The organism is Candidatus Babeliales bacterium (assembly GCA_035944115.1).
Taxonomy (GTDB): domain Bacteria; phylum Babelota; class Babeliae; order Babelales; family Vermiphilaceae; genus DASZBJ01.
This window is the reverse complement of the sequence record DASZBJ010000029.1, coordinates 15,926-38,802: the sequence shown is the minus strand read 5'-3', so window position 1 is coordinate 38,802 and position 22,877 is coordinate 15,926. Positions and strand designations below refer to the sequence as shown.

The following is a 22,877-nucleotide window of genomic DNA, read 5'->3' as shown; positions in this document are numbered from 1 at the left end:
TCCTATAAAACCCTATTATAGCATTATTTCCCCGTTTCTCCAACCCCAGATCTGAGTCTATCGTATATAGGTTTGGTAGGCAGGCGAGGGTTTCTATCTGAATTGGATGGTGTGTGGAAATATAGGGCAAGGGTTTCAAGCTGTGTATGGGCAGGGATTATTCTGTATCGCTTTCCTCGTCGTTAGATTCATCTGCTTGATTATATCGGTTGTATAGCCACTTGCCGATTCCGCAGGCAACCAGCATGAATGCCATTCGCTTTGTCCATTTGTTAGTAATGACCGCTTTGGCATGCTGGGTAAAACGTGTGCTGAAAGATGGTTCGGTAATATTTGAGGTTGCTATGATGCTATCCATTTCTTTTGTTACCGTCGCAAGCAGGTTTTCGCCATAAGTAAGGTCTTTTTCTAATTTTTCTAAGCTTTTGATGTCGTTATCTGTTTCACGCGCGTGAGAGGCGATATTTGCCGATATTGTTGTGATGCCTTGTTCTATAGGTTTAATAAGGTCAGTTTTTAGCTCTGTCAGAAGTTTAAGCGCCGATGTTTTGCCCGCTAAGTTTTGTTTTGGGTCATTGGTTTGCTTTGCCGCTGCTGCTTGATTGCCAAACTCAATTAAAGCTTCTACAGCCTCTTTTGCACGTTGTTTTGTTTTGTTGACAAATTCTCCCTGTGCGACCCAATTTCCTGCATCGGCTTGTTGTTGGTCGTGAAGGGCGTATAATATGGCATAAACAGCGTTCTTGGTAAGGTGTTGAGCAGTGCTTTCAGATAGGTCTTTAAACTCTGTTGCGATCATATCCACTGATATGCAAGAGCTTAGAATGGTAGTTGTAAGTAATAAAATTCGTTTATTCATTATCGCTTCTTTCTTCGTTAGATTCATGTGCTTGATTATATCTGTTGTACACAAACGTACAGATTCCGCAGGCAACGAGAGTGCATGCAATTCTTTTGACCCAGCTGTTAGTTACGATTGCTTTGGCATAAGATATAGCATCATCGGTAGTTGTGGATTTGGAAGATGGTTCTTCTATTTTGAAGTATTGCTCCAAAGAAGAGGGGAGATTATTGCGGATCTCCCTATCTGCTTTTAGAGCAGATAGCCATTTTGCGTGGGCGTCTTCAATTTTTTTGTGTAGGGCTTCAATTTCAGATTTTTTTATGTTGGCAGACTTTGCTGCTTCGTTTTGTGCAGCTTCTAATTCTGAATATGCTTGGTTTTCAGCTTCGTCTGCTGCTCGAAACAGTTCTTTTTCTTTTTTAAATTGATCATGAGGGGATTGTGTAATGATTCTTTTGCATGTGTCTTGAGCGGCTTCCACTTTTGCATCGACGGTTACAAGCTTTTCGAGTAGGGCGGCTGTTTCAGGCAGATTCTTAGCCATTGCCGAAGATAGTGCTGTCTGCAATGCGCTTGCTTCTGCAGTAGCTTCTTTCAAAGTTTTGTGTGCTGCTTGAAGTTGTTGCCTTTCGTTTTCAAGAAGACGTTTTTCACAGTCTGGGTTTATTGGAGTCAGATTATTTGATACTGTAATAGCGATGATTGCGAATGTAGCTAATAAAAATCGTTTATTCATGGAAAAACCTTGTATTGGCAATGGGTTATGTAAAGTGGAAAATTATTCTGTATCGTTTTCTTCATCATCAGATGTATTCGAGCGATTATGTCCGCTGAACAAAACTGTGCAGATTGTGCAGGCAACCAAAACACATGCAGTTCTTTTGACCCATTTGTTAGTAAAAAATGCTTTTGCAGAATCAGTGATTGTAGATGTGGAAGGTGAATTTTCATCAGGGTTGCCTGTTGAAGTAGTCGAGTTTGCATCTAAAGTCTGCTTTTTCGATTTGGTTTTTTCTACGGGAGTCAGAATGGCAAAGTCAGCAGGGGCTTTGAGAATGAGTTTTTGATGGTTCTTTCGACAAGTTTCTACTTTTGATTGGGCGACTTTAACTAAGGCGTTGTGTTCAGATATGCTTTGATCAGGAGAGAAGCTTTCTATTGCAGCCATCACTTGCTCCTCTGCTTGGTCGAGAACAATTTGTGATGCGGCCACAGCTTTATTCTTGCGCGCCACAGCGTCATTGTAATCGTATTCACCTGGCATCAGATTATTTTTGCGTGGTGGTATGCTGGTGGTGGTGTTCGATGCTGTAACGCTGATTATGGCGAAAGCAGTTAGTAAAAATCGTTTATTCATGGAAAAACCTTGTATTTGCGATGGTTTATGTAAAGTGAGGGATTATTTTTTATCATTTTCTTTATTGTCAGATTCATCCGAATCATTGGATTTATCTGAGCTATTATATCTGTTGTACACAAACTGGCAGATTCCGCAGGCAACCAGAACGCATGCAACTCTTTTTGTCCATTTGTTGGTAGCAAATGTTTTGGCGTATAACTGGAAGGCACTTGCGAAAGAAGAAGGTTCAGGGGTTTGTAGGGCAGTTATTGTATCATCAATTTCTTTTTCTATTGTTTTTATTATGTTTTCGAAGCAAGCAAATTCATCTGCTGTTCCAAGATGCTCGTTATTTATGCCGGTATTGATTTTATTAGCGTAATTTTCTTTTATAGCTGCGAGCGCTGCTTTGGTACCAGCATCATGCATTTTGATTTGAGAATCATGAGTAGTGGTGGGCAGTTTTGTATACGGATCTTTAAGGTGAAAATCTTCATCCCTTGCTGCGATATATAACTGGTTGCGGCGTTTAAGATTTGCGTCTGTATCTGTGATGGTGTCATATGCTTCTTTGATTAATTTCCTTTTTAGTTGTGCAAGAAGTTCTATTGCAGATGGTCGACCTGCATTGCCAAATTTAATTAGATCTTTTTCTGCCTTGTCTGCCATACGATTTACTAAATCCATTCTTATTTTGAGAAGCTCGGCATAGTTTCCAAAGGAATATCCAGTTTTTTGCTTCTCTGCTTGATATGCTTCTATATCTTGCTTTGCTCGATACGCTTCTATTTTGAGATGAAGGGCGCTGCTTAAAAAACACTCAGCGGCTTTTTCTGGGTCAATGTGGGTTTCTGCGATCGCATTGTTTAATGTCGCAAGAGCAACAATGGTGAATGAAGTTAATAAAAATCGTTTATTCATCGTCATTTTCTTCGTCGCTAGATTCATTTGGTTGATTATATCTGTTGTACACAAACTTACAGACTGCGCAGGCAATCAGAATCCCAGCAGCTAGCTTTGTCCACTTGTTGGTAATGAATGATTTAATATGTTGTGTAAAGCTTGTGCCCAAAGAAGTTTTTGAATTACTGGTGTCTTTTATTTTGTCTTTAAAGTCGTTTTCTATTGTCTCGAGCTGGGCTTCATAGAAAGCTAAGTCTTTAGATATTGCCGTGATGTTAAGGTTTGCTTCTTGCATCGCTTTAATATTCTTCTTTGTTGTTTCGATCAGTTCTTGCCTGCTTTCAAGGAGCGTAGTTTTCAATTCTGTAAGAAGTTGCTTCGCGGATGTTCGGCCGGCAAGGTTATGTTGTGGGTCATTGGTTTGTTTTGCCGCTTCTGCTTGATTACCAAATTCAATTAAAGTCTGTACTGCTTGAGCGGCTCTTTGTTGGGCTTTATCTGCATCTGCTTGATTATAGCGTCCAGTATCCATCTTGCGTTGTGCTCGATAAGCCCCTACTTTGGCACGAGCAGCGTTATCGATAAGATATTCGGCAGCGTCTTCAGATAAAAATTTGAAGTCTGTTGCTACAGTGTTATTTGTTATGCCAGAGCAGAGGATAGCAAATACAGTTAATAGTGTTTGTTTATTCATCATCGTTTTCTTCGTCGTTAGATTTGTTTGATTGATTATATCTGTTGTACACAAACATACAGATTCCGCAGGTAACAAGAATCCCAGCAACTCGTTTAGCCCATTTGTTAGTGATAAGCACTTTGGCGTACTGGGTAAAGGTTGCTCCAAAAGCAGGCTTTGTATTTAAGGCTGCTATTTTATCGTCGAAATTTTGATATATTGTTTTCAGTATGTTTTCGTAGAAATCTACATGTTCTTGCATTAGATTTACATCATTATTTTTTTGAGTTGCTATTAGGCATGCTAGGCTTGCCTTTCTTTGTGCATCGGTGACAACATCGGCGGGGCTATTGTTTTGTGTCGCTTGATCAGCTTCCGTAGAGCGCTCAATGGCCTCTTGGCTTATTTTAATGACCCATTCTCTAAGATTGTTGAGAGTTTCATTTGTATCATTGATGTTTTTTTGTATTTCTTCAACGATCCTTGTTTGTAAGTCTGCAAAAAGTGCGGATGCAGATGTTTTGCCAGCGAGGCAATTCGAGTCACCTATGTTTTCTTTAGCAATTTGTGCGGCATTACCAAATTTGATGAGATTTTGTTCCGCTCTGTTGGCTATATGTTTTGCTTCATTAGCCATCTCTTTGTAAATTTTGGCAGAACTCTCGTGTTGTTCAGCATCTGCTTCTTGTTGCGTTTGATAGCTGTTCATTGTGAGATGAAGAGCTCTGTCTATGAGATATTTAGCTGTTTCTTCTGATAAATCTAATTCAAAATATGTTTTTGCGACTACATTATGCGATGCTGCAGAGCAGAGGATGACAAATATGGGTAATAACAATCGTTTATTCATGGAAAACCTTATAGTGGTTATGGTTTATGTAAAGTGAGGGATTATTTTTTATCATTTTCTTCATTGTCAGATTCATCAGAATTGTTAGATTTTTTTGCTCGACTATATCTGTCGTACGCAAGCTTACAGATTCCGCAGGTAACAAGAATGCCAGCAACTCGTTTAGTCCATTTGTTGCTAATAAATGATTTAATATGTTGTGTAAAGCTTGATGTAAGAGGGGGTGTGGCGTTTTGTAGGGTCATTATTGTGCGTTCTAAATCTTGTTCTACTGTTGTTAGAACGTCTTCCAGCACAATAAGCTTATTTTCTAACTTGTGTGTCTCGTTATTATGGTAATTTGCGGATCTCTTACTCTCACCTAAATCTGCCACTGCATTAAGATCAAGTGCAGTCTCCCATTTAGCCTCACTATTGATAGCGAGTTCGCTGTATCTAATGGCTTCCTTTCTATTGTATTCTATAGATTTGCGTGTTTGTATAATCGATTCTTCTACTTTTTGAAGTGATTCCTTTTTTAACTGGGCGAGCAGTTCTGTGGCAGATGTTTTACCAGTGAGGCTAGTTTCTGCATTTGTTCTGGTTGCTGTTTGTGCCTGACGCCCAAATTCGATTAAATCCTGTTTGGCCTCGTCAGCGTCGCGTTGAACTTGTAGAAATTTTTGTTGATCAGATTCACTGATTTGTTCTGCTGGATTATTTTTAACATAACCCTGCGCGGCATGATATGTAAGTAGGAGCTCTTTGGCGCGAAATAGTAGGTGGTCGGCCGTTCTTTTTGATAGATCAAAGTGCCTCTCGGCTTTTACGTTATTTGATAATGAGATGCATAAAATGGCCAATATGGGTAATAACAATCGTTTATTCATGAAAAACCTCGCATTGTATTTAGTTCACAAAATCAAAATAACCCTTTTAAGTAGGCAACTATTGCCCATTTTAGGTGCTATAAAAATAACAAAAATAAGAATGTTTGTAAAAAGCCTATTAGTATGCATGGTATAGATGGGCAGATTGATCAGCGATTCTATTTGAATGACGTGTGCGTTGTAGGGGGAGTAGGGGATGTATCAAAAAATATAATGAGATTAAATCGGTATTTTTTTACAAATCGCTGGTTTATAGGTATAATTCTTGCTCAGAACTCTTAAATACCATTGGTGTGATTCTTTGCATTAAAGAATAAGGATGTTTGGATGTTGGGACGTATTGCGACTGGGTTATGGGGAACATTTGATACCCTGGACGAGTTTAAGAAGTTTATTAAGCTTGCCGTTATTTTTTTCTTTATTATTGGAGTCTATTGGACGCTCCGTCCAATTAAAGATAGTGTTTTTGGCTCAATCGTAGGCGGGCAGTTCCTGCCATGGGCGAAGATGTTATCCATTGTCTTAATAGCTCCGTTGGTTGTTTTCTATAGTAAGTTGATAGAAATATACGCACGAGAAAAGCTTTTTTATGGCATTTTGATATTTTACGCGGCTATAACCGCGTTGTTTGCGTTTTTATTTACGCACCCAGTCATTGAACATGCCTTTATGCATAAAGAGTTTGTAGTTGCTGGTCCATTGTGCCTGGTAGGATGGTTGTGGTATGTTTTTGTGGAGAGTTTTGGATCCTTTGTCATTGCCATTTTTTGGGTAATTGTTACCGATATTACGATGCCCGAATCGGCTAAGCGAGGATTCCCGATTATTGCATTATTTGGCCAGATGGGTAACATTGTCGGGCCATTTTTTTTAAATACCAGAATGCTGGGATTGGCGACCAGCGCGCCAATTGTTGGGTTTTGCTCCCTTTTAATGCTTTGCACTTTGCTCCTCCTTAAATATTTTATGAGTAGCACTCCCAAGAGCTTATTGCGGGGGTATCATGAAAATAGGGCGGATGTGGCACAGAATAAAGACGCAGGGTTTTTTGAGGGACTTCGGCTATTGTGTACCAAGCAGTATCTTTTAGGCATATTTTTTATTGTTGGTTTTTATGAATTGATTATTACGGTTATTGATAATCATTTTAAGCAGACGGTATGTGAAACATTTGCATCAGAGGGTATGCGGTCTGCCTATTTATCGAGTTATGCATATTCTGTTGGCATTGTGGCAACGATATGTATTCTTTTTGGTATTAATAATATTCAGCGTAAATTAGGTATGCAGATATCGCTTGTTTTGTTACCCGTGTTATTGGGAGCGGCGATCTTATGCACTGCATTATATCCGTCATCGTTAACTGTGGCATTTTATGTTATGGTATTAACAAAAGCGATAAATTATGCATTGAATCAACCGGCGTTAAAGCAGTTGTATATTCCCACTACTAAGGATGTGCGGTATCAGGCGCAAGGGTGGATTGATATGTTTGGTTCACGATGCGCTAAGGGTATAGCATCTATTTTTAATATTTTACGTGGCGGTAGATTATTAGGTGTGGAAAGTTTTTTGATGGGGGTTTGTGTGGCGTCATTTGGGTGCATAGTGCTCTGGTTGAGAGTAGCGGTGTTTGTATCTGAAAAATATGATGTCGCAATCAGTAAAGATGAGGTGGTTTGTTAGCGTTACATGGGCGCAGTCCTGCTTATAATATGCAGTGTTTATAAAAGAGAGTAAGTGGTTGCGAAAATATGTGTATTATAGTCAGTGGTATTGGTTACTATGAGGAAGTTTTATGGATTTAAGGCTTAATTCGGGATCTCATGTTAATAATCAAGCTCATGAGGATGAGAAATATGAGCGATTGAAGATGGTGTTTCTAACGGCATCTTTTTTTTGTATTATCGGTTCTTATTCTGTTATCAAAGAGTTAAAAAGCTCTATTTTTGCATACATGGTAGGTGGAGACTATATTCCTTTTGCGAAACCATTTTCTATGTTTGCTCTTGTTCCAGCCATATTTATTTACTCTAAACTTGTTGACTCATTGCGCCGTTATTGGCTGCTTTGTTTATATAGTGGGTTCTTTGCCGTTATGGGACTTATATTTGCCTATTTGCTTGATCATCCGCAGATGGGTATTGTTAATACCGATTCAAGTCCATACCGCTTTTTTGCATGGATTTTATATTTCTGGGTCGAAGCGTATTCTCCGTTTGTAGTCAGTGTTTTTTGGTCATATGCCAATTCCGTGACGAGTCCAGAGGGTGCCAAGAAAAATTATGCCTGGATGGTGGCAGGTTCAAAATTGGGTGGTGTTGTGATGGCTGGGTTATCAATGTTGTTGCTTAATTTGCGCAATGACGCGGGTAAGCAGTTCTATTCTGATGTTGCCAATCACCAGCTATTGTTGGTGGCATCTTCTGTCTTGCTCATGATGGTACCGATTTTAATTACGATTATGATGAGAAGGGTACCGAGTCGGTATTTGCATGGGTACGAAGCAGCGTATAAAGTTGAAACGAAAAGTAGTAATCAGAAAAAAGATCATACTGGAGTATTGGTAGGTATAAAAATGTTATTGCGATATCCCTATGTGATGGGTATTTTTGCAATGGCATTTTTTTATGATGTGTGTGCGACAGTGTTGAGTTGGTTATCGGTTGCAGTAGCGCAAAGAAACTCTGATACTATGTCGGCAACATTATCGAAGCTCTTATGGATTGTGTTTTGTACACAACTTATTGGATTTTTGATAGCGATGATTGGAACAAGCGCATTATTTAGAATTTTGGGAACACGTCGTTGTTTATTGTTGATACCAATATCTGCCGGTATAGCGTTCCTTTATTTCATATTTAACTTTGATTCTCCTCAGGCGCTGACGATTACTTTTGTAGCGTTGCGATCTATTAACTATGCATTTAGCTGGCCATTGAGAGAAAGTTTGTATATCCCCACGGTTAAGGATATTAAATTCAAATCAAAATCGTGGATTGATGCTTTTGGTGCTAAAGCTGCTAAAACGAGCGGATCCATGTTTAACATATTGTCAGCGTGGTTTGGGTCAGGCGTGCTGGTCTTTTCTTCCTTCTTCTCTGTAATTATTGGACTTTGGTTTGTGGCGGCGTGGCTGCTTGGCCGTAAGTTTGATAAGGCAATAAAGAATAATGAAGTTATTGGATCTGATTACGAACAGTAGTAATCAGTTTAAAGATTGCCATTTTGTGGATATTTGTTACAATTTTTATCGATATTATATGAGATCTTGCCTTTTCAGTCGGGGTGTGTGCTGGTCTTTGATCAGACGTGAAGAGGCGATTGGGATAACCCCGTAAAGGAAAACGATGATAGATTTTAAGAAATTGGTTCAAGAAGGTGTTCATTTTGGACATCAAAAAAATCGTTGGTGCCCGAAAATGGCTCCATACATCTGGGGAACCAAAAATAATATTCATTTGATCGATGTGTCAAAAACAGCGGTGCAATTAGAAAAAGCGGCAAACTTTTTACAAGGTCTTGCAGCAGAAGGAAAATCGATCCTTTGGGTTGGTACTAAAAAATCTGCTCGTGACATCGTGACTACAGCTGGTAATGGTTTGAATATGCCTTTTGTATATCACCGATGGATTGGTGGTACATTAAGTAACAATTCACAGGTAAAAAAATCAGTAACAAAATTACTTCATTTCGAAGATATCGTTTCTAAAACAGAACGCGCACAGCATTATACCAAAAAAGAGTACAACGTATTCCAAAAGATGGTTGAGCGTTTAGAAAAAAATGTTGGCGGTATCAAAAATCTTTCTTGGCCGTTGGGCGCAGTTGTATTGGTTGACGTTCGTAAAGAGCGTGCAGCATTAAAAGAAGCGGCAACTATGGGGATACCAGTTGTTGCGCTTGTTGATACTAACAGTGATCCAAGTGGCGTTGATTTTGTTATCCCTGCAAATGATGATTCTCCACGATCAATCAATGTGATCATAGAGTATTTGTCAGCTGCAGTGAGCAAAGGAATTGAAGCTGGTAAAGAAAGAGTTGCGAAAGAGAAAGAAGAACGTTACGCTGCTAAAAAAGATGGTGAAGCGGTAAAAAAAGCGTCACCGGCAAAGGTTGAAGTGGCTAAGGACGTTAAGGCAGCGGATAAAGAGACGGCGGTTGTTGCAGATATGCCAGAGTAATTGTAGAGTATATGCACCGTGCCTTTTTTGACGAACATACAGGGAGAGATGTCTGAGTGGTCGAAAGAGCACGATTGGAAATCGTGTATGTTCTGAAAGGGGCATCGAGGGTTCGAATCCCTCTCTCTCCACCAGTCATTTGTAAAACAAATGCCTGGCAGGCCAGTCCCTTAAAGGACTTTAAAATTTGAAATAATCACGCTATCGTTGGTAACAGCGAATATTTAGCGGCACGCCCGCCGGAGCCTTACGAAGTTTTAACGGAGTAAGCGCGCAGGAGGGCAAAAAAGTTTGGGGAAGTAGATAAAGTATTGCTACTTAATTTGTCAGGTCTGAAAAGAAGCAGCAGGAGTAGTTAGTACTTGTATGTACTTCCCCTTTTTAATAGAGTGTCAGTTTCGCACCGTCGAAGGGTGTATGCCGGTCGTCGTTTTGATTAAAAAGCTGGCTTACCAGTCATTTCAGCAAGAAATGCCTGATGATAAAAATATTCTTTATAATTGGTGAAATATCGTATGACTACAGCACATCTTAATCTTGCACGTAAATGGCGGTCAAAAAATTTTGATCAGATCGTTGGGCAAGATCTATCGGTTAAAATGCTTAAAAACAGTTTATATTTAGGAAGTTATTTCCCGGTATATCTGTTTTCTGGTCAGCGAGGATGTGGTAAAACGAGTTTAGCACGAATTTTTGCTTGCGCGCTCAATTGTAGTCGGTTGTCAGATTTTCAAAAAGAGCCGACTAAACGAGCGATTCCTTGTTTGTCATGTGATTCTTGTATGGCGATGATGGCGAGCTCCCATCCAGATTTTTTTGAGATTGATGCTGCGTCTCATACTGGCGTCGATACGATTCGTACAATAATTGATGCATCGAATTTGTTGCCATTACTGGGTACAAAGAAAATCTATTTGATTGATGAAGCTCATATGTTGAGTAAGGCATCATTTAATGCACTATTAAAAATTTTAGAAGAACCACCATGCGCGGTTCTATTTATTTTAGCAACGACTGATCCAGAAAAAATTATTGAAACGGTGCGGTCACGGTGCTTTCAGCTTTTTTTCAAGCCGATAGACGGGTTGTTATTGGTGAATCATTTGGCAGCAATTTGTGAGCAAGAGCGTATTGCATTTGATCATTCGGGATTGCAGTTGATTATAGATGAGACGGAAGGCTCGGCCCGCGATGCTATAAATTTGCTTGAGCAAGTGCGATTTGCAGCAGGAGTAGTGAATAAGAGTGCTGTTTTGATGGTATTGGGTCATGTCGGTGATGAACAAATGGTTGCATTGCTTGATATTGTGCTCCATAAATCCCCTAAAGAATTACTTTCGTTTTTAAAAGAGGTCAATATGGCCTCTTATTCTATTGAGTTTGTGTGGAAAAAGTTTTTTGCATTAATTCGAGCGGCGCTATGGCTTAAGCATGGGGTTGCTCCAGATGAATATAAAAATCAATTTTCAGCGATTCAGCAGATTATAGGGCGTTGTTCTTTGCAGCGCTTGCATCAGGTTCTTGAGCTGTTGTGTGCGAACGAATTAGTATTTGGTAAAACAACGGCAAAGTATGCTTTATTTGAGATTATTTTATTGCAGTTGTGTCAAAAGAATAGTCTGGTAGATGATACAAGTGGTTCATTATCAGGTACACCTACGGTTGCTTTGCAGACGGTGCATGAGCCAGTCTCTGATATCGCTCAAGATGAGCATGCGCCTGATGAAGATGATAGTCAGCGAGAAGAGGATTATGCATCAAAGTGGGATGAGTGTATTGTGCGTATGCAGACGCTTTCTGATCCGTTATTGCTTTCTATCTTTCAGCAAGGGGTTTGTATTGCGTTTGATTATCAAACGTCACAACTTACTGTTGCGTTTCCTAAAGATTTTGTTTTTTTTAAAGATAAATTGGATGAAGGGGCTCACTTGTGGCAACCGCTTGTGGCGGCAGCGTTTAATGGTGCAGTAACGATTCAGACATTATTTATCCTTGAAGGAAAATCTGGAGGTACTCGTCAGATTAATCAAGGGGCGGCTCTGGCAACTGATACAAATGTAAACAAAACACCATCAATAGGTGCACGAGTAAATAATTTCGTAAATAATAAGTCTCCAGTAAGTAATGTAAAACATGGTCAAGCTTCTTTTGATATATCGGATGCAGCTGTGTGGAAAAAAACTACTATGCTTTTGAATCATTTTCCAGGCATGGTAACAGAAATAAGAGGTTAAAAGTAAAATTATGAAGAAGAATCCTGTTGTTGTTATTGTTGGGCGTACTAATGTTGGAAAATCGACATTATTCAATCGTTTATCGTCTCGCGTAAAAGCGATTGCGTTTGATCAGCCTGGGGTAACGCGAGATTTTATAAAAGATGAAGTTTCTTGGCAAGGTGCAGTTTTTACGTTGATAGATACTGCAGGATTGACATTAAGAAAAACGGATGATCAATTCGCAAAAGAGTTGCAAAAGCGAGGCGTTGCGTTAATTGCAGATGCGGATCTGGTATTGTTTGTATGCGATGGTGTTATTGGATTATTGCCCGAAGATCGAGAAATTGCACGGCATCTTCATAAGGCTGGCAAACGAGTGGTCGTTGTAATTAATAAAATGGACACTAAAGAAGCGGCTCAGCATACGCATGAATTTGAACGATTAGGATTTGAAAAAACAGTCTCAGTTTCAGCACAGCATAGTACAGGCCTTGCAGATATCTTGGAAATTATTGTTTCTATGTTGCCAAAAGGTACTGTTGAACACAATGATATACGCATTCCAAAAGTTGCGATTATTGGTAAGCCGAACGTGGGAAAATCATCGTTGCTTAATCTTATATTGCAAACCGATCGGGCGCTTGTTGCGGATTATCCAGGAACTACGCGCGAACCAATCAGCGAGCGGATTTCGTTTTATAAAGAAGATATGCAGATTACTGATACACCAGGTATTCGTAGAAAACGTATGGTTGATGAACCACTCGAGACTATGATGGTTAAGCGTGCGTTTGGTGCAATTGACGACGCGGATATTATTTTATTGATGTTAGATGCATCAGAAAATCGTATTTCAGATCAAGAGTTGAAACTTGCCTTTTATGCATTTGAAAATGATAAAGCATTGATTGTTTTATTTAATAAAAATGATTTAGTGGATGAGCTGGGCCAGCAGGATATGGACTTTAGTTTAAGTGAGTATAAATTCTTTTTCAAAAATATTCCTTCATTGGCCATTTCATGCAAAGAAGGGAAAAACATTGGAAAGATTGTTCCTCTCGTTAACAAAGTATGGGAACGATATAATCAACAATTTTCTAATGAAGATCTTACTGTGTTATGTAAAGAAGCGCTGGTAAGAAAGCCATTGTATTGTAATTCTAATATGTTATTAGTGCGTGCAGTAAAACAGGTTAAGACAGCTCCACTTACTTTCCTATTAATTGTTAATAATCCGATTTGGTTTGGGCCGAGTCAATTAGCATTTTTTTCTAACATTTTACGTCGTGAATATGATTTAAACGGTGTTCCTATTCGCTTTTTAGTGCGTCAACGTGGTTAAGTTGTGTAGTGATTGATTTTTTTGTACGCTTATTTGTAACAAGTTATAAAAAAACTGTCTACAAGAGGAGTTTATCATGAATAAACGCTTTGTGTTTAGGAATATGACTAAATCTGACGTGATGGAAGAGTATGCCAACGAGCAACTGAAAAAAATAGAGGATTTTTTAAAAGATGAGCCAACCCCAGTCACGATAGATCTTTTTTTGGAGCCATCAAAAGTTCATGAGCACCATCGTGTTGAGCTATGTGTAAAGACCCCTAATTATAACAAATCGATTGATTATGAATATGAAGGTGAAGGATTTTACGATGTGCTTGATCGCGTGATTGATACCATGTATAAAGAGCTGCATGAAGAAAAACGTAAGAATCATGACAAGTTAAAAACGACTGGCCGTCACGAAGAGTTTAAAAAGCAGCGATAGAGTTTTTGTATATAATTAATAGAGCGCATTGGCTTTTTGCTGATGCGCTTTTTTTATATCTTTTAAACTCTCTTTAAAGCCATGTCTTTTTCTTACAAGGAGGCCCGTTATACTTAAGGACAATTTTTATTTACAGATGTTTTATACTGAAAGGGATTTTATGAAAATTAAACAGATTATGTTGTGCGTGGTTCTATCCTGCGTTGCTCAAGTGCATACGGGGTTTGCGGCTGATGCAGAAAAAAAAGAAGAATCTATTGAAGATTCTTGGGTCGCTCTTTCTCATTCTTCTCCTGGACGTCTTCTGCCAAATATAAAGGGGTTTAACGATTTTATAAAGAGCCAATTAGAGGGCAGAGAACAGGTGTCATCGGAGGAATGGAATGCCATGCTTACTATATTTGAAAGCAGCGAACTAATGCACAGAAGATTAATGCTGGAAGAAGAATGCCCAATTCGGTTCGGAGAAAGCTATCTGGTTTCTACGGCGTTAGCTGGTGTAATTATCACTCAGCAAGATCCATCAATAGTAGAGCGTCTCATTAAAGGTGGTGCTGATGGGAAAGGTCTTGGGCAGAGAATGACTAACTTTCTTGATCGTTCTATAGGTCTAAACATTAAAGATATTCCCGACATGATGACGTATATCGACGGACAAAAAATGAACATGTTAGAGTTGGCGCGCTACGCACACCAGACTTTGCAGGTACCTGGTCGCGAGCGAGTTATAGCATGTTTACAGCCTTTGTTCGAACCAAAACGTGAAGCTTCTAGGTCATCGCGTCTAAGTTCTTTATTCGTAAAGAATAATGCAAAAGGGCAAAAGCTCCTCAATTGAAAAGATGGTGGCGTTTAGATGCTTGCGACCTCGATGTGATTTTTTGTAATGGTTTGTATAGAATGTTTTGCTTTATATCCACAAAATAACAAAGGCAACACTGCGGCAAGAAGCAGTATTGCCACTATTGTTTTTACCTGCCGCCATGGGCGAGATGTTGTTTTTTATCGATACTATATAAAAGTTCTGTGATGGCGAAAAATAAAGCCATTTAGAAGCACACGGCCTAAAGGCCGTGTGGGCTTCACACTTGGCATAGTTGTTTTTACGGTGTCCAGTTCTGATTCAACGAGGCTGATTCCGTTTGTTATTTCTACAGATGGTCCATGTTTGGTAGCAGAAAGGGCGATCGTATTTTGTTACCACTCTGTTTTAATATAAATGTTGCCATGGGGATTTCCTATCGATACGGTTATTGAAGGGTTAATAGTAATCTCTTGTTGTATAGTCTCTTCATGACCGCGACTATTAAAGAGTGATATGATGTTTTTTAAAAAACCATTTGCGAAAATTGTAGCGAAGTTGCAGCAAGCTATAGATAATATGAACAGAATGAGAACATTATTTTTTATAGGTAAGCGCATTATTTTTTTTGTTCTGTTATCCCTACACATTTTCCCGTTATATTCTGATAATGGCAGCTCATCACTATTTCTTGTACGAGATTTCCTATTTATGGAGCGAATGGCTGCTGATTTACGTGAGGCTGAAAACTGGGCAAAACAGCATGAACTGTATCACACTCGGGACTATACAGATGCAGTATCACAATATTGCAATGATATGGCTCGTGAGTATACGTTTGATTTTGTTAAAGAGCGCATGCTTGTAGATTTAAGCAAGCAGTTGTATGTTCCTGATTCTAAACCTCCTCATCCTTCTTCGCAAGATTCATTGTCGAATGCACGTACGTGCGCACCCATTACTCCACCAGCTGTATTTCAGTATGCAGACCAACAATATTTTTTTAGCGGTGATCATGTTAAAACCTGTTCGACGTGTCCAAAAAACGTTTATACGTGTGAAAAGAAAGCGTACTATTTTATTACTAATCAAGCAGCAGGATTGCATAAAAAGTATGAGAGTGCAAAAAAGAAGGCGCAGCAGTGGTATGCATATAATCAGCAACAGCGCAATGTGTGCATGCAAGAAATCTTCACTGGGCAAATGCCAAATCTCGATGCTGTAGCATTAGAATGGCAAGAAAATAACCCAGAACGTGCGCATGCGTATGAAGAAACAATTAAAAATCCTAAAAATATAGTGCGGAAGCAATATGCCGTTTCTCAGCAAGTATCGGATTGTTTAGCGCGTCATGGATTTGACGCGGCAGAATATCAGGGATTGTATGGTAATCCATTACAACAGGAGCTGTTTAGGGAAGTGCTTGATGGAATAGAACTGCTTGCACAATTGCCGCAAGTAAAAAATCCAAAGCCGTTTGATGATATGATCCGTACGGCAACAGTAGAAACGCTTGATGATGCGCGCAAAGTGAATGAGATGGGGGATTGTGTTGGTGCATCAAAACTGATTGATTTTGGTACATCTCTGGCAGGGTATTGCGCAGCAGCAGGAGGGTTTGTGAGTGGAGTTCGCAAAGGTATAACAGATGCGTGTACTAGTATTCAACATATAGCAAATCATCCAGATGCTTTGGTAACCGCAATGGGCCTTATTGTAGTACAATTTGGGGATTTGATATATCACTATGTGCCATTTGATGATTTATTGAGTGATACATTTGATGACCAAGATTTTGATCGAATTTCAAAAAATTGGGCAAAGGAACGAAGCAAGATCGTACATTGGTGGGAGAAAACACCCTCATATGATAAGATGCATCAAGTTGTTGAGGTTCCCGTTGGTTTTTTTACCAATGCGATTGTTTTTGGTTGTTGTGCATCATTCGCAGGTAAAATAGCAAAGGCTGCTGGCGCAGAGGCACTTGCGCTTCTGGGAAAGCCGAATCCGTCAATAGCTTCTGCTTGTGCTGCAACATCCGAATCAGCTGCTGCCACGGCAGTGCAAAGGGCAAAAGAGGAGGCTATAAAATTACTTGAGAAGTTGTCTGAAGTGGAGAAGGTTGCTCAAGCGCCGGCAAATACGTTGATGAACGAGGTTATACATACCCCTAACTGCTGGAGCATGCCAGAAAAGGGTTGTGTCATAAATAATCGTTATTATACTAAACATGCACTGGAAAGGATGGCGCCGCGAACGCAAGAAGTTATAAGAGAATTGGAACACAGAGCATTAGCAAAAGGATATCCTCGAGGAAGTGATGATTTTAAAAAATATGTAAATCCACGTAATATTCCTCCTATGGTTGTAGAACATATTATAGAAACAACTACCGCTGTACTTGGAAAAGTTTCTGGCACATTCGAACATATCACAAAAGAATTAAAAGTTATGGTCAATGCAAAAGGTGATGTAATAACAGTATTTAAATATTAGAGAGTGATTATGCAATTTTACGAGCGATATACATTTTTAGAATTTTTTGATCGAGAAGAAATAATTGATTTGGAAGTCAGTATTTCAAAATATATTATTTCTTTAGATGATAGATCGATATTTTCTTTATGTATTTCTCCTCATGAAGAATATGCCACAATGAAACTGATTATCGACAATGCAAGTAGTCCTATTTTTGAAATAAGTATAAGTAGCTTAGATAGGATATCATGTACAGATGACTCTCTATATTTTTTCAAACAAAGTAATGATATTCCTTTTCCATATCAAGATGCACATTTAAAAGAACCATTTTTGATTGTGCGGGTAAAACCAACAGTTTCTTTTCAATGTGATATATAGAAACATTAGGAGTGTGGAATGACTTGGCAGGAAAATTTATTATCTCTTGAACGTAATGAAGAATGGGGTGCGGCAATCGCTTATACGCAAAATGCTATTGCTGAAAATTTAGACGATGTTGATGCTACGATTTGTATGAATTATTTACTTATAAAGCGAATTTTTATATCCCTCAAATAATAACGGAAATGTAGAGACGAGCAGTAGTATTCCGATTATTGTTTTTACATGCCGCCATGGACGTGATGTTGTTTTTTCACTATCGATACTATATAAAAGTCCTGTGATGGCGCAAAATACAGCCGCAATATATATAGTATAGTGTGATGCACTAATAAAATGAGAAAAATAAATCAGTATCGCAAGTGCACACCATAACGCGATTTTTTTTATTTCTATCAAAAAGAGCATTCGGTTGTGAAAATATAAAAAAAGTCCGAGTATGCATATGAGCAGAAATAATGTGATTGCCTGTACAAATCTCGAGTGTATATACAGCTCTATGTGTGTTGCATACCAATTTTTTAAATGATCTATTTTCTTGCGTGATGGAGTAGTGGGGTGAAGTTCTGTTAGGTTGCTTTGTTTTATGGCAATTGTATGTTCTTGAGTATTAACAGAATGCTCATTTTTTTTTGTTATTAAGGGGAAAATTATTTCTGAAATATGATTTTTAGAATGTAAGTAATAATTAAAATAAAGACGTGCTTGTTTAATAGTGTCGGTTTTTTTTTGCGCAGTCAGAGTTATAGTGACATCTTTATTGAAAATCTTTTTGCTATCTTTAAACCGAGTGTTGTAATGGGTTGTTGATTCTATATTACTTTTCCATGAGCTTAACTGTATATCGGGATGATCTACAGAAAAAGAGATATAATCTTTGTATAAAAAATCATTGCCTTGAATCGGGACGGTGATGGTAATTCCTATGGTGTGTGTATCAATGTCGTGGAGCGCATAGTGTATTGTAGCGGTTGTAAGCTGCGTGAAAAACAAAAAGATGGTGATGAGGTAGTGGATATTCATAGGGTCCTATTATAATATGGCGAGTCAATGTATGGACTATTTTTTTGAGTATATCATATTTTGATCGGTAGTTTCGTACGTCACGTACATGTTCTAGAAACTGTGCTGGATTAAGGGGTTTGCCTTAAAAACGGCCAGCCCTTGATTTTCGGAATGGAAAATCTGTATATTAATTATTAATTTGATGCGATTCTGTTTGGAAATTTGCCATCATGAGAATAAATAAAAAAGGGTAAGAAATGAAGAACTGTTCATTTAAAATCATATTTGGTATCGGGATATTAATGGTAGTATCGCCATTTGCAATACAATCGGCGGCATCTTTGCACGACTCTCCAGAAGATCTTGCTCGACAGGAGAGGGCTGCTCGGCAAGCAAAAGAAGATGCAAAGAGAGTAGAAGAGGCACGAACGCTACGCATGTTGGAAGGGCAGCCTGAAGATCTACAAGCGGTTAGGGAAAAAAGAAGACAGCGTATGGGACCAGCCATGGAAGCACAAAGCAGAAGATTGGCAGAGGCTGCTCAAAGACAGCGCGAATCGGCCCTTGCACAAAATAGCAGTGAGCAATTGCAAGCGGCATCTGCCACCCCAGAGGAAGCGTTTTTTTATGATGAAAAAACACCGCAAGAAACGGAAGGTGCGATAGCTGAAGAAGGCACTGCACGCGCAATCGAGGCATCATTGCAATCATCCCAATCCCGAACAATGAGCACGAGCGAAGAAGATGAAAAAGAACGAGAAGAAACAACTGTGGCTGATAGGCCAGCTCGACGTCTTGTGATCCCAACAGATGTATCTCCTGCGCAAGGGATTGAGTTCCTGGCTATGCCTGGCGTAGGGGAAATTATGGGCGAATATCTTGAAGCCAAGCCCAAAATCACTGATTCTACCGCAGTAATAGATTCAACAGTGTTTGCAGATCAGTTGGGGTATCTCCAAGCTGTAGCACTTAGTCCAGATAACCAGTCTATTGTTACCGTATCAGGTGGTCGTGCGCGCATGTGGGATGTAAAAAATCGCACAGAAATAAGGGAGTTTACAGGGTTTAAGCCTTATTATGGACCGCGTTCGGTGGCAATTAGTCCAGATGGCCAATACGTTGTTATGGGATCAGCGGGGGGAGAAATAGGTATATGGGATATGAGCAGCGGTGAAGCAATTCGGGTATTTGAAGCCCAGACAGATGAGATTGATTCCATAGCTATTAGTTCGGATAATCGGTTTATTGTTACTGCATCTAGCAATGTTACTGGATGTAGGGACAAGACTATATCTGTATGGGATTTGCAAGGTGCATTGATACGTACCATTCCCGTTTCACATCAAGCGAATTCTGTAGCCATTAGTTCAGACAATCAGCTTATTATTACTGCATCTTCTGAGGGAACATATATATGGAACGCTAATAATGGGGAATTGATACGTAAAATTAATGGTGGTACAGGACATATAGCTCTCAGTTTAGATAATCAGTTTATTATTACTACAGTTGGCGAAAAAGCGCTTTTATGGAATATGCGTGATCTTACGCTATTACGTGAGATTGCAGGACATAATCATATGGATATGATATCTTCCGTCGCTATTAGCTCGGATAACCAATTGGTTGTTACTGGATCTTTCCATGGAGCCGTGCTTGTATGGAATCTAGAAAGTGGCGCATTAATTCATACACTTCAAGATATGGCATATACATCAATAAATTCCATACGTTCCATAGTAATTAGCTCAGATAATCAGTTTATTGTTGTTGGATATTTTGATGGTATTGTACGCATATTCAGATTAAGGGCTCCTGAGTCTCTAGCGACCCAAGCGCGGCTATATCCGCAGCATTTGCTTGAAACTTCTCTTGCTCGTGCTCAAAAACTATTATCTTCGGCTAAACAAAATGTATATTTTCCGGAAGCGTCAATACAGCGTATTGCTGAGTATGTGTATGAGCTACAAAACATTAATCCATCAGCCGGAGCTGTTGTAGTGAGGATTCAGGCAATAATTGACAAGATTAATGAAGAATTTAAGCGAGGAAAAGAAATGGCTGATGAAGAAGCAATGCATAGAGCGCACGGCATGGGGTCAATGTATTAACCGGTAGTTGTTCATGCGGTACGTTTACGGATTTTAATTGAACTTGATTGTGCAGCAACTTTGATTTCAGCATTGCCGTTACCAAAATTACCTTCTACTTCTTGTCTAAATTGCTTCCATACTTGTTTATTAAGTTGTGTTGTTTTTTCTTTGATGGTGATTGGTAAATCACAGGTCACCGTTCCTTTTTTTGTTTTTGCTTGCATGTTCGCATTGATTGATTGTGGTAGGTCTAACATCACAGCACCCGATGTTGTTTTTATCCACATTTTATCATGAGCGGCAAGTTCTTTGCAGGTAACGTTGACGGTTCCTCGATTAGTTTCAGCGACAACATTTTTTTTAGAATCAGTGATGGTGATATTTCCTTTGTCTGTTTTCGCACTGATGTCTCCTTCTGCTTGGCGCACATGAATTGATCCTGCTTTTTGTGCGGTTGCTTGCACGGTTGAGCGGGTATTATTGAGCGTAATGATACCGTCTTGTGTAGATGCTATAATATTGCCGCTAATACCATCTTCTACGGTAATGTTATTGCGGTTGGTGATCAGTTCAAGTGAAATATTAGTAGGGACAATGAGGGTAAGATCTATAGACCCTTTTGATTTATTTGGCATAGTTGTTTTTATTGTTTTTACGGTGTCCAGTTCTGATTCAACGAGGCTGATTCCGTTTGTTATTTCTACAGATGGTCCATGTTTGGTAGCAGAAAGGGCGATCGTATTTTGCTGCCACTCTGTTTTAACATAAATATTGCCATGGGGATTTTCTATCGATACGGTTGTTGAAGGGCTAATAGTAATCTCTTGTTGTATAGTTTCTTCATAACCGCGACTATTAAAAAGTGATGTGATATTTTTGAAAAAACCTTTTGCGGAAATTGTAGCGAAGTTGCAGCAGGCTATAGATAATATGAACACAATGAGAACATTATTTTTCATAGGTTATCCTTTATAATATTACCAAGATTAGGAGTACATCGTATGCAGTCTACAAAAATTATTCTGGCGATTCAAAAGAAATTACGTAATTTGCTGGAAACCTTTGTGTCAGTATCACATCTTGCCACGTTGATTCATCAAAATGGTGGACGTGCATTATTAGTAGGTGGTGCCGTTCGGGATCTTTTGTTGGATCGTGAGGTCAAGGATGTTGATATTGAATTACATGGGATTGCGGTCGATGCAGTTGAGCCATTATTACGGCAAATTGGTTTTGTTGATTATGTGGGAAAATCATTTGGTATTTTTAAAGTATCTCCTGCAGATGAACCATCGATTGATATTGCGTTACCGCGCAGCGACAGCGGGGGACGTAAGCCGCAGGTAGCAGTTGATCCCATGATGTCTTTGCATGATGCCTTTCGCCGCAGGGACCTTACCATTAATGCGATGGGTATGGATTTATATACAGGAGAATTGATCGATTTATTTGGTGGCTATCAAGATCTGCAGAATAAAGTATTACGAGCGGTTGATGCGGAATTTTTTGTGCAAGATCCATTGCGTTTTTATCGCGTGATGCAATTTGTCGGACGATTTGAGATGGAGCCAGATGAGCAGCTGAATGCACTATGTGCAACTATGGATGTGAGCACCGTTTCTATTGAGCGCATTGAAAAAGAATTTGAAAAATTGTTGTTACAATCAAGAGCCCCTTCGCGGGGCATCCGTTGGTTGCATCGTATCGGTCGATTGCACGAGTTATTTCCAGAGCTCGGTAATTTAATTGGGGTTGTGCAAAGTGCCCGCTGGCATCCAGAGGGAGATGTGTTTGAGCATTCTATGCAGGCGCTTGATGCAGCAGCGGCATTTACGTATTCAGATGCAGACCAGAAGCTGACGATTATGTATGCAGCGTTGTGTCATGATTTGGGAAAGGTAGAAACAACAGTGATTGATGGTGAATTTGTCACCAGTTATGGCCATGAATCAGTGGGTGCGGTACTCACCAAGCAGTTATTAAAACGCATTACCGGTAAAAAAAATCTTATTATAGTTGTCGTGAAGTTGGTCGCGTGTCACATGCAGCCGTTGCAATTTGTTGCGTTAAAATCAGGTCCTGCAGCGTATAAAAGATTAGCGCGTAAGCTTGCGCCACATGCAACGATTGCTATGCTTGCACAGGTTGCACGCGCAGATATTTTGGGGCGTAATCCACATAAAGGTACGCCACTTACTGGTCAGACACCAGAAGTGGATATGTTTATACAAAAGTCTGCTGAGTTGCAGATACTTGATAAAGTGGAACTGCCTGTTCTATTAGGAAGAGATTTGATGCCAGAAGTGGCACCAGGCCCTCGCTTAGGAGAGCTTGTAAAACAAGCGTATGAAATTCAATTGAATGAAGGGATTGTGGATAAGCAGGAGTTGAAGCGGAGAGTGCTTGGGAAAAAAGATGCAGAGAAAAAATAATATGAGTATTTACTACAGCTTTGATTGAAGAGT

21 protein-coding genes, 1 tRNA gene and 1 other RNA gene are annotated in these 22,877 nt (G+C 39.3%); 14 read left to right on the top strand and 9 right to left on the bottom strand.

Annotated features, from left to right (window positions below; translation table 11 throughout):
• Nucleotides 1-157: 157 nt before the first annotated feature.
• From VGT41_03220 to VGT41_03190, 7 genes are read right to left on the bottom strand one after another with little or no spacing between them, the layout of a single operon-like run.
• On the bottom strand, nucleotides 158-859 hold the full coding sequence (locus tag VGT41_03220; protein HEV2601282.1) for a hypothetical protein: 702 nt from the start codon (nucleotides 857-859) through the stop codon (nucleotides 158-160).
• On the bottom strand, nucleotides 852-1,580 hold the full coding sequence (locus VGT41_03215) for a hypothetical protein (GenBank protein ID HEV2601281.1): 729 nt from the start codon (nucleotides 1,578-1,580) through the stop codon (nucleotides 852-854). The genes VGT41_03220 and VGT41_03215 overlap by 8 nt, the downstream gene beginning before the upstream one ends.
• A gap of 42 nt (nucleotides 1,581-1,622) precedes the next feature.
• Nucleotides 1,623-2,201 carry a hypothetical protein gene (locus tag VGT41_03210; protein ID HEV2601280.1) on the bottom strand — a complete coding sequence of 193 codons (579 nt, stop codon included), beginning with the start codon at nucleotides 2,199-2,201 and terminating at the stop codon, nucleotides 1,623-1,625.
• Nucleotides 2,202-2,243: 42 nt separating this feature from the next.
• Nucleotides 2,244-3,104 (bottom strand): hypothetical protein, encoded by an 861-nt coding sequence (locus VGT41_03205; protein ID HEV2601279.1) that lies wholly within the window; start codon nucleotides 3,102-3,104, stop codon nucleotides 2,244-2,246.
• Nucleotides 3,097-3,783, bottom strand: a complete 687-nt coding sequence (locus VGT41_03200; protein HEV2601278.1) for a hypothetical protein — start codon at nucleotides 3,781-3,783, stop codon at nucleotides 3,097-3,099. The genes VGT41_03205 and VGT41_03200 overlap by 8 nt, the downstream gene beginning before the upstream one ends.
• Nucleotides 3,773-4,612, bottom strand: a complete 840-nt coding sequence (locus VGT41_03195) for a hypothetical protein (GenBank protein HEV2601277.1) — start codon at nucleotides 4,610-4,612, stop codon at nucleotides 3,773-3,775. The genes VGT41_03200 and VGT41_03195 overlap by 11 nt, the downstream gene beginning before the upstream one ends.
• A gap of 41 nt (nucleotides 4,613-4,653) precedes the next feature.
• Nucleotides 4,654-5,481 carry a hypothetical protein gene (locus VGT41_03190; GenBank protein ID HEV2601276.1) on the bottom strand — a complete coding sequence of 276 codons (828 nt, stop codon included), beginning with the start codon at nucleotides 5,479-5,481 and terminating at the stop codon, nucleotides 4,654-4,656.
• A 327-nt stretch (nucleotides 5,482-5,808) separates the two neighbouring features.
• Here VGT41_03190 and VGT41_03185 point away from each other — a divergent pair, with 327 nt between their 5' ends.
• The 12 genes from VGT41_03185 to VGT41_03130 all read left to right on the top strand — a co-directional run bounded on the left by VGT41_03185 (nucleotide 5,809) and on the right by VGT41_03130 (nucleotide 17,491).
• Entirely contained in the window at nucleotides 5,809-7,167 is a 1,359-nt protein-coding gene (locus tag VGT41_03185) for an Npt1/Npt2 family nucleotide transporter (protein ID HEV2601275.1), read from the top strand.
• A 112-nt stretch (nucleotides 7,168-7,279) separates the two neighbouring features.
• Nucleotides 7,280-8,686: an Npt1/Npt2 family nucleotide transporter gene (locus VGT41_03180; GenBank protein ID HEV2601274.1), complete on the top strand. Its 1,407-nt coding sequence runs from the start codon at nucleotides 7,280-7,282 to the stop codon at nucleotides 8,684-8,686.
• 145 nt (nucleotides 8,687-8,831) lie between these two features.
• On the top strand, nucleotides 8,832-9,665 hold the full coding sequence (rpsB, locus tag VGT41_03175) for a 30S ribosomal protein S2 (protein ID HEV2601273.1): 834 nt from the start codon (nucleotides 8,832-8,834) through the stop codon (nucleotides 9,663-9,665).
• Nucleotides 9,666-9,707: 42 nt separating this feature from the next.
• A tRNA-Ser gene (locus VGT41_03170) sits at nucleotides 9,708-9,799 on the top strand.
• 156 nt (nucleotides 9,800-9,955) lie between these two features.
• Nucleotides 9,956-10,049: signal recognition particle sRNA small type (ffs, locus tag VGT41_03165), an RNA gene on the top strand.
• Nucleotides 10,050-10,180: 131 nt separating this feature from the next.
• Nucleotides 10,181-11,899 carry a DNA polymerase III subunit gamma/tau gene (gene dnaX / locus VGT41_03160; GenBank protein HEV2601272.1) on the top strand — a complete coding sequence of 573 codons (1,719 nt, stop codon included), beginning with the start codon at nucleotides 10,181-10,183 and terminating at the stop codon, nucleotides 11,897-11,899.
• Between the two features lie 10 nt (nucleotides 11,900-11,909).
• Nucleotides 11,910-13,223: a ribosome biogenesis GTPase Der gene (gene der / locus VGT41_03155; GenBank protein HEV2601271.1), complete on the top strand. Its 1,314-nt coding sequence runs from the start codon at nucleotides 11,910-11,912 to the stop codon at nucleotides 13,221-13,223.
• Nucleotides 13,224-13,299: 76 nt separating this feature from the next.
• The gene (locus VGT41_03150; protein ID HEV2601270.1) at nucleotides 13,300-13,650 is read left to right on the top strand and encodes an HPF/RaiA family ribosome-associated protein; all 351 of its coding nucleotides are present in this window, start codon (nucleotides 13,300-13,302) and stop codon (nucleotides 13,648-13,650) included.
• 160 nt (nucleotides 13,651-13,810) lie between these two features.
• Nucleotides 13,811-14,488, top strand: a complete 678-nt coding sequence (locus VGT41_03145; protein HEV2601269.1) for a hypothetical protein — start codon at nucleotides 13,811-13,813, stop codon at nucleotides 14,486-14,488.
• A gap of 480 nt (nucleotides 14,489-14,968) precedes the next feature.
• Nucleotides 14,969-16,948, top strand: coding sequence for a hypothetical protein (locus VGT41_03140; GenBank protein ID HEV2601268.1), 1,980 nt, complete (start codon nucleotides 14,969-14,971; stop codon nucleotides 16,946-16,948).
• 9 nt (nucleotides 16,949-16,957) lie between these two features.
• Nucleotides 16,958-17,311 (top strand): hypothetical protein, encoded by a 354-nt coding sequence (locus tag VGT41_03135; protein HEV2601267.1) that lies wholly within the window; start codon nucleotides 16,958-16,960, stop codon nucleotides 17,309-17,311.
• 18 nt (nucleotides 17,312-17,329) lie between these two features.
• Nucleotides 17,330-17,491, top strand: coding sequence for a hypothetical protein (locus tag VGT41_03130; protein ID HEV2601266.1), 162 nt, complete (start codon nucleotides 17,330-17,332; stop codon nucleotides 17,489-17,491).
• Here the strand turns inward: VGT41_03130 and VGT41_03125 are convergent.
• On the bottom strand, nucleotides 17,456-18,337 hold the full coding sequence (locus VGT41_03125; protein ID HEV2601265.1) for a hypothetical protein: 882 nt from the start codon (nucleotides 18,335-18,337) through the stop codon (nucleotides 17,456-17,458). The genes VGT41_03130 and VGT41_03125 overlap by 36 nt on opposite strands.
• 239 nt (nucleotides 18,338-18,576) lie before the next feature.
• Here VGT41_03125 and VGT41_03120 point away from each other — a divergent pair, with 239 nt between their 5' ends.
• Nucleotides 18,577-20,430, top strand: coding sequence for a hypothetical protein (locus VGT41_03120; GenBank protein HEV2601264.1), 1,854 nt, complete (start codon nucleotides 18,577-18,579; stop codon nucleotides 20,428-20,430).
• 11 nt (nucleotides 20,431-20,441) lie between these two features.
• On the opposite strand, the gene VGT41_03115 is transcribed toward VGT41_03120, so the two are convergent.
• Nucleotides 20,442-21,371 (bottom strand): DUF4097 family beta strand repeat-containing protein, encoded by a 930-nt coding sequence (locus VGT41_03115; protein ID HEV2601263.1) that lies wholly within the window; start codon nucleotides 21,369-21,371, stop codon nucleotides 20,442-20,444.
• Between the two features lie 42 nt (nucleotides 21,372-21,413).
• Between VGT41_03115 and VGT41_03110 the strand changes: the two genes are divergently transcribed.
• On the top strand, nucleotides 21,414-22,844 hold the full coding sequence (locus VGT41_03110; protein HEV2601262.1) for an HD domain-containing protein: 1,431 nt from the start codon (nucleotides 21,414-21,416) through the stop codon (nucleotides 22,842-22,844).
• Nucleotides 22,845-22,877: the final 33 nt, after the last annotated feature.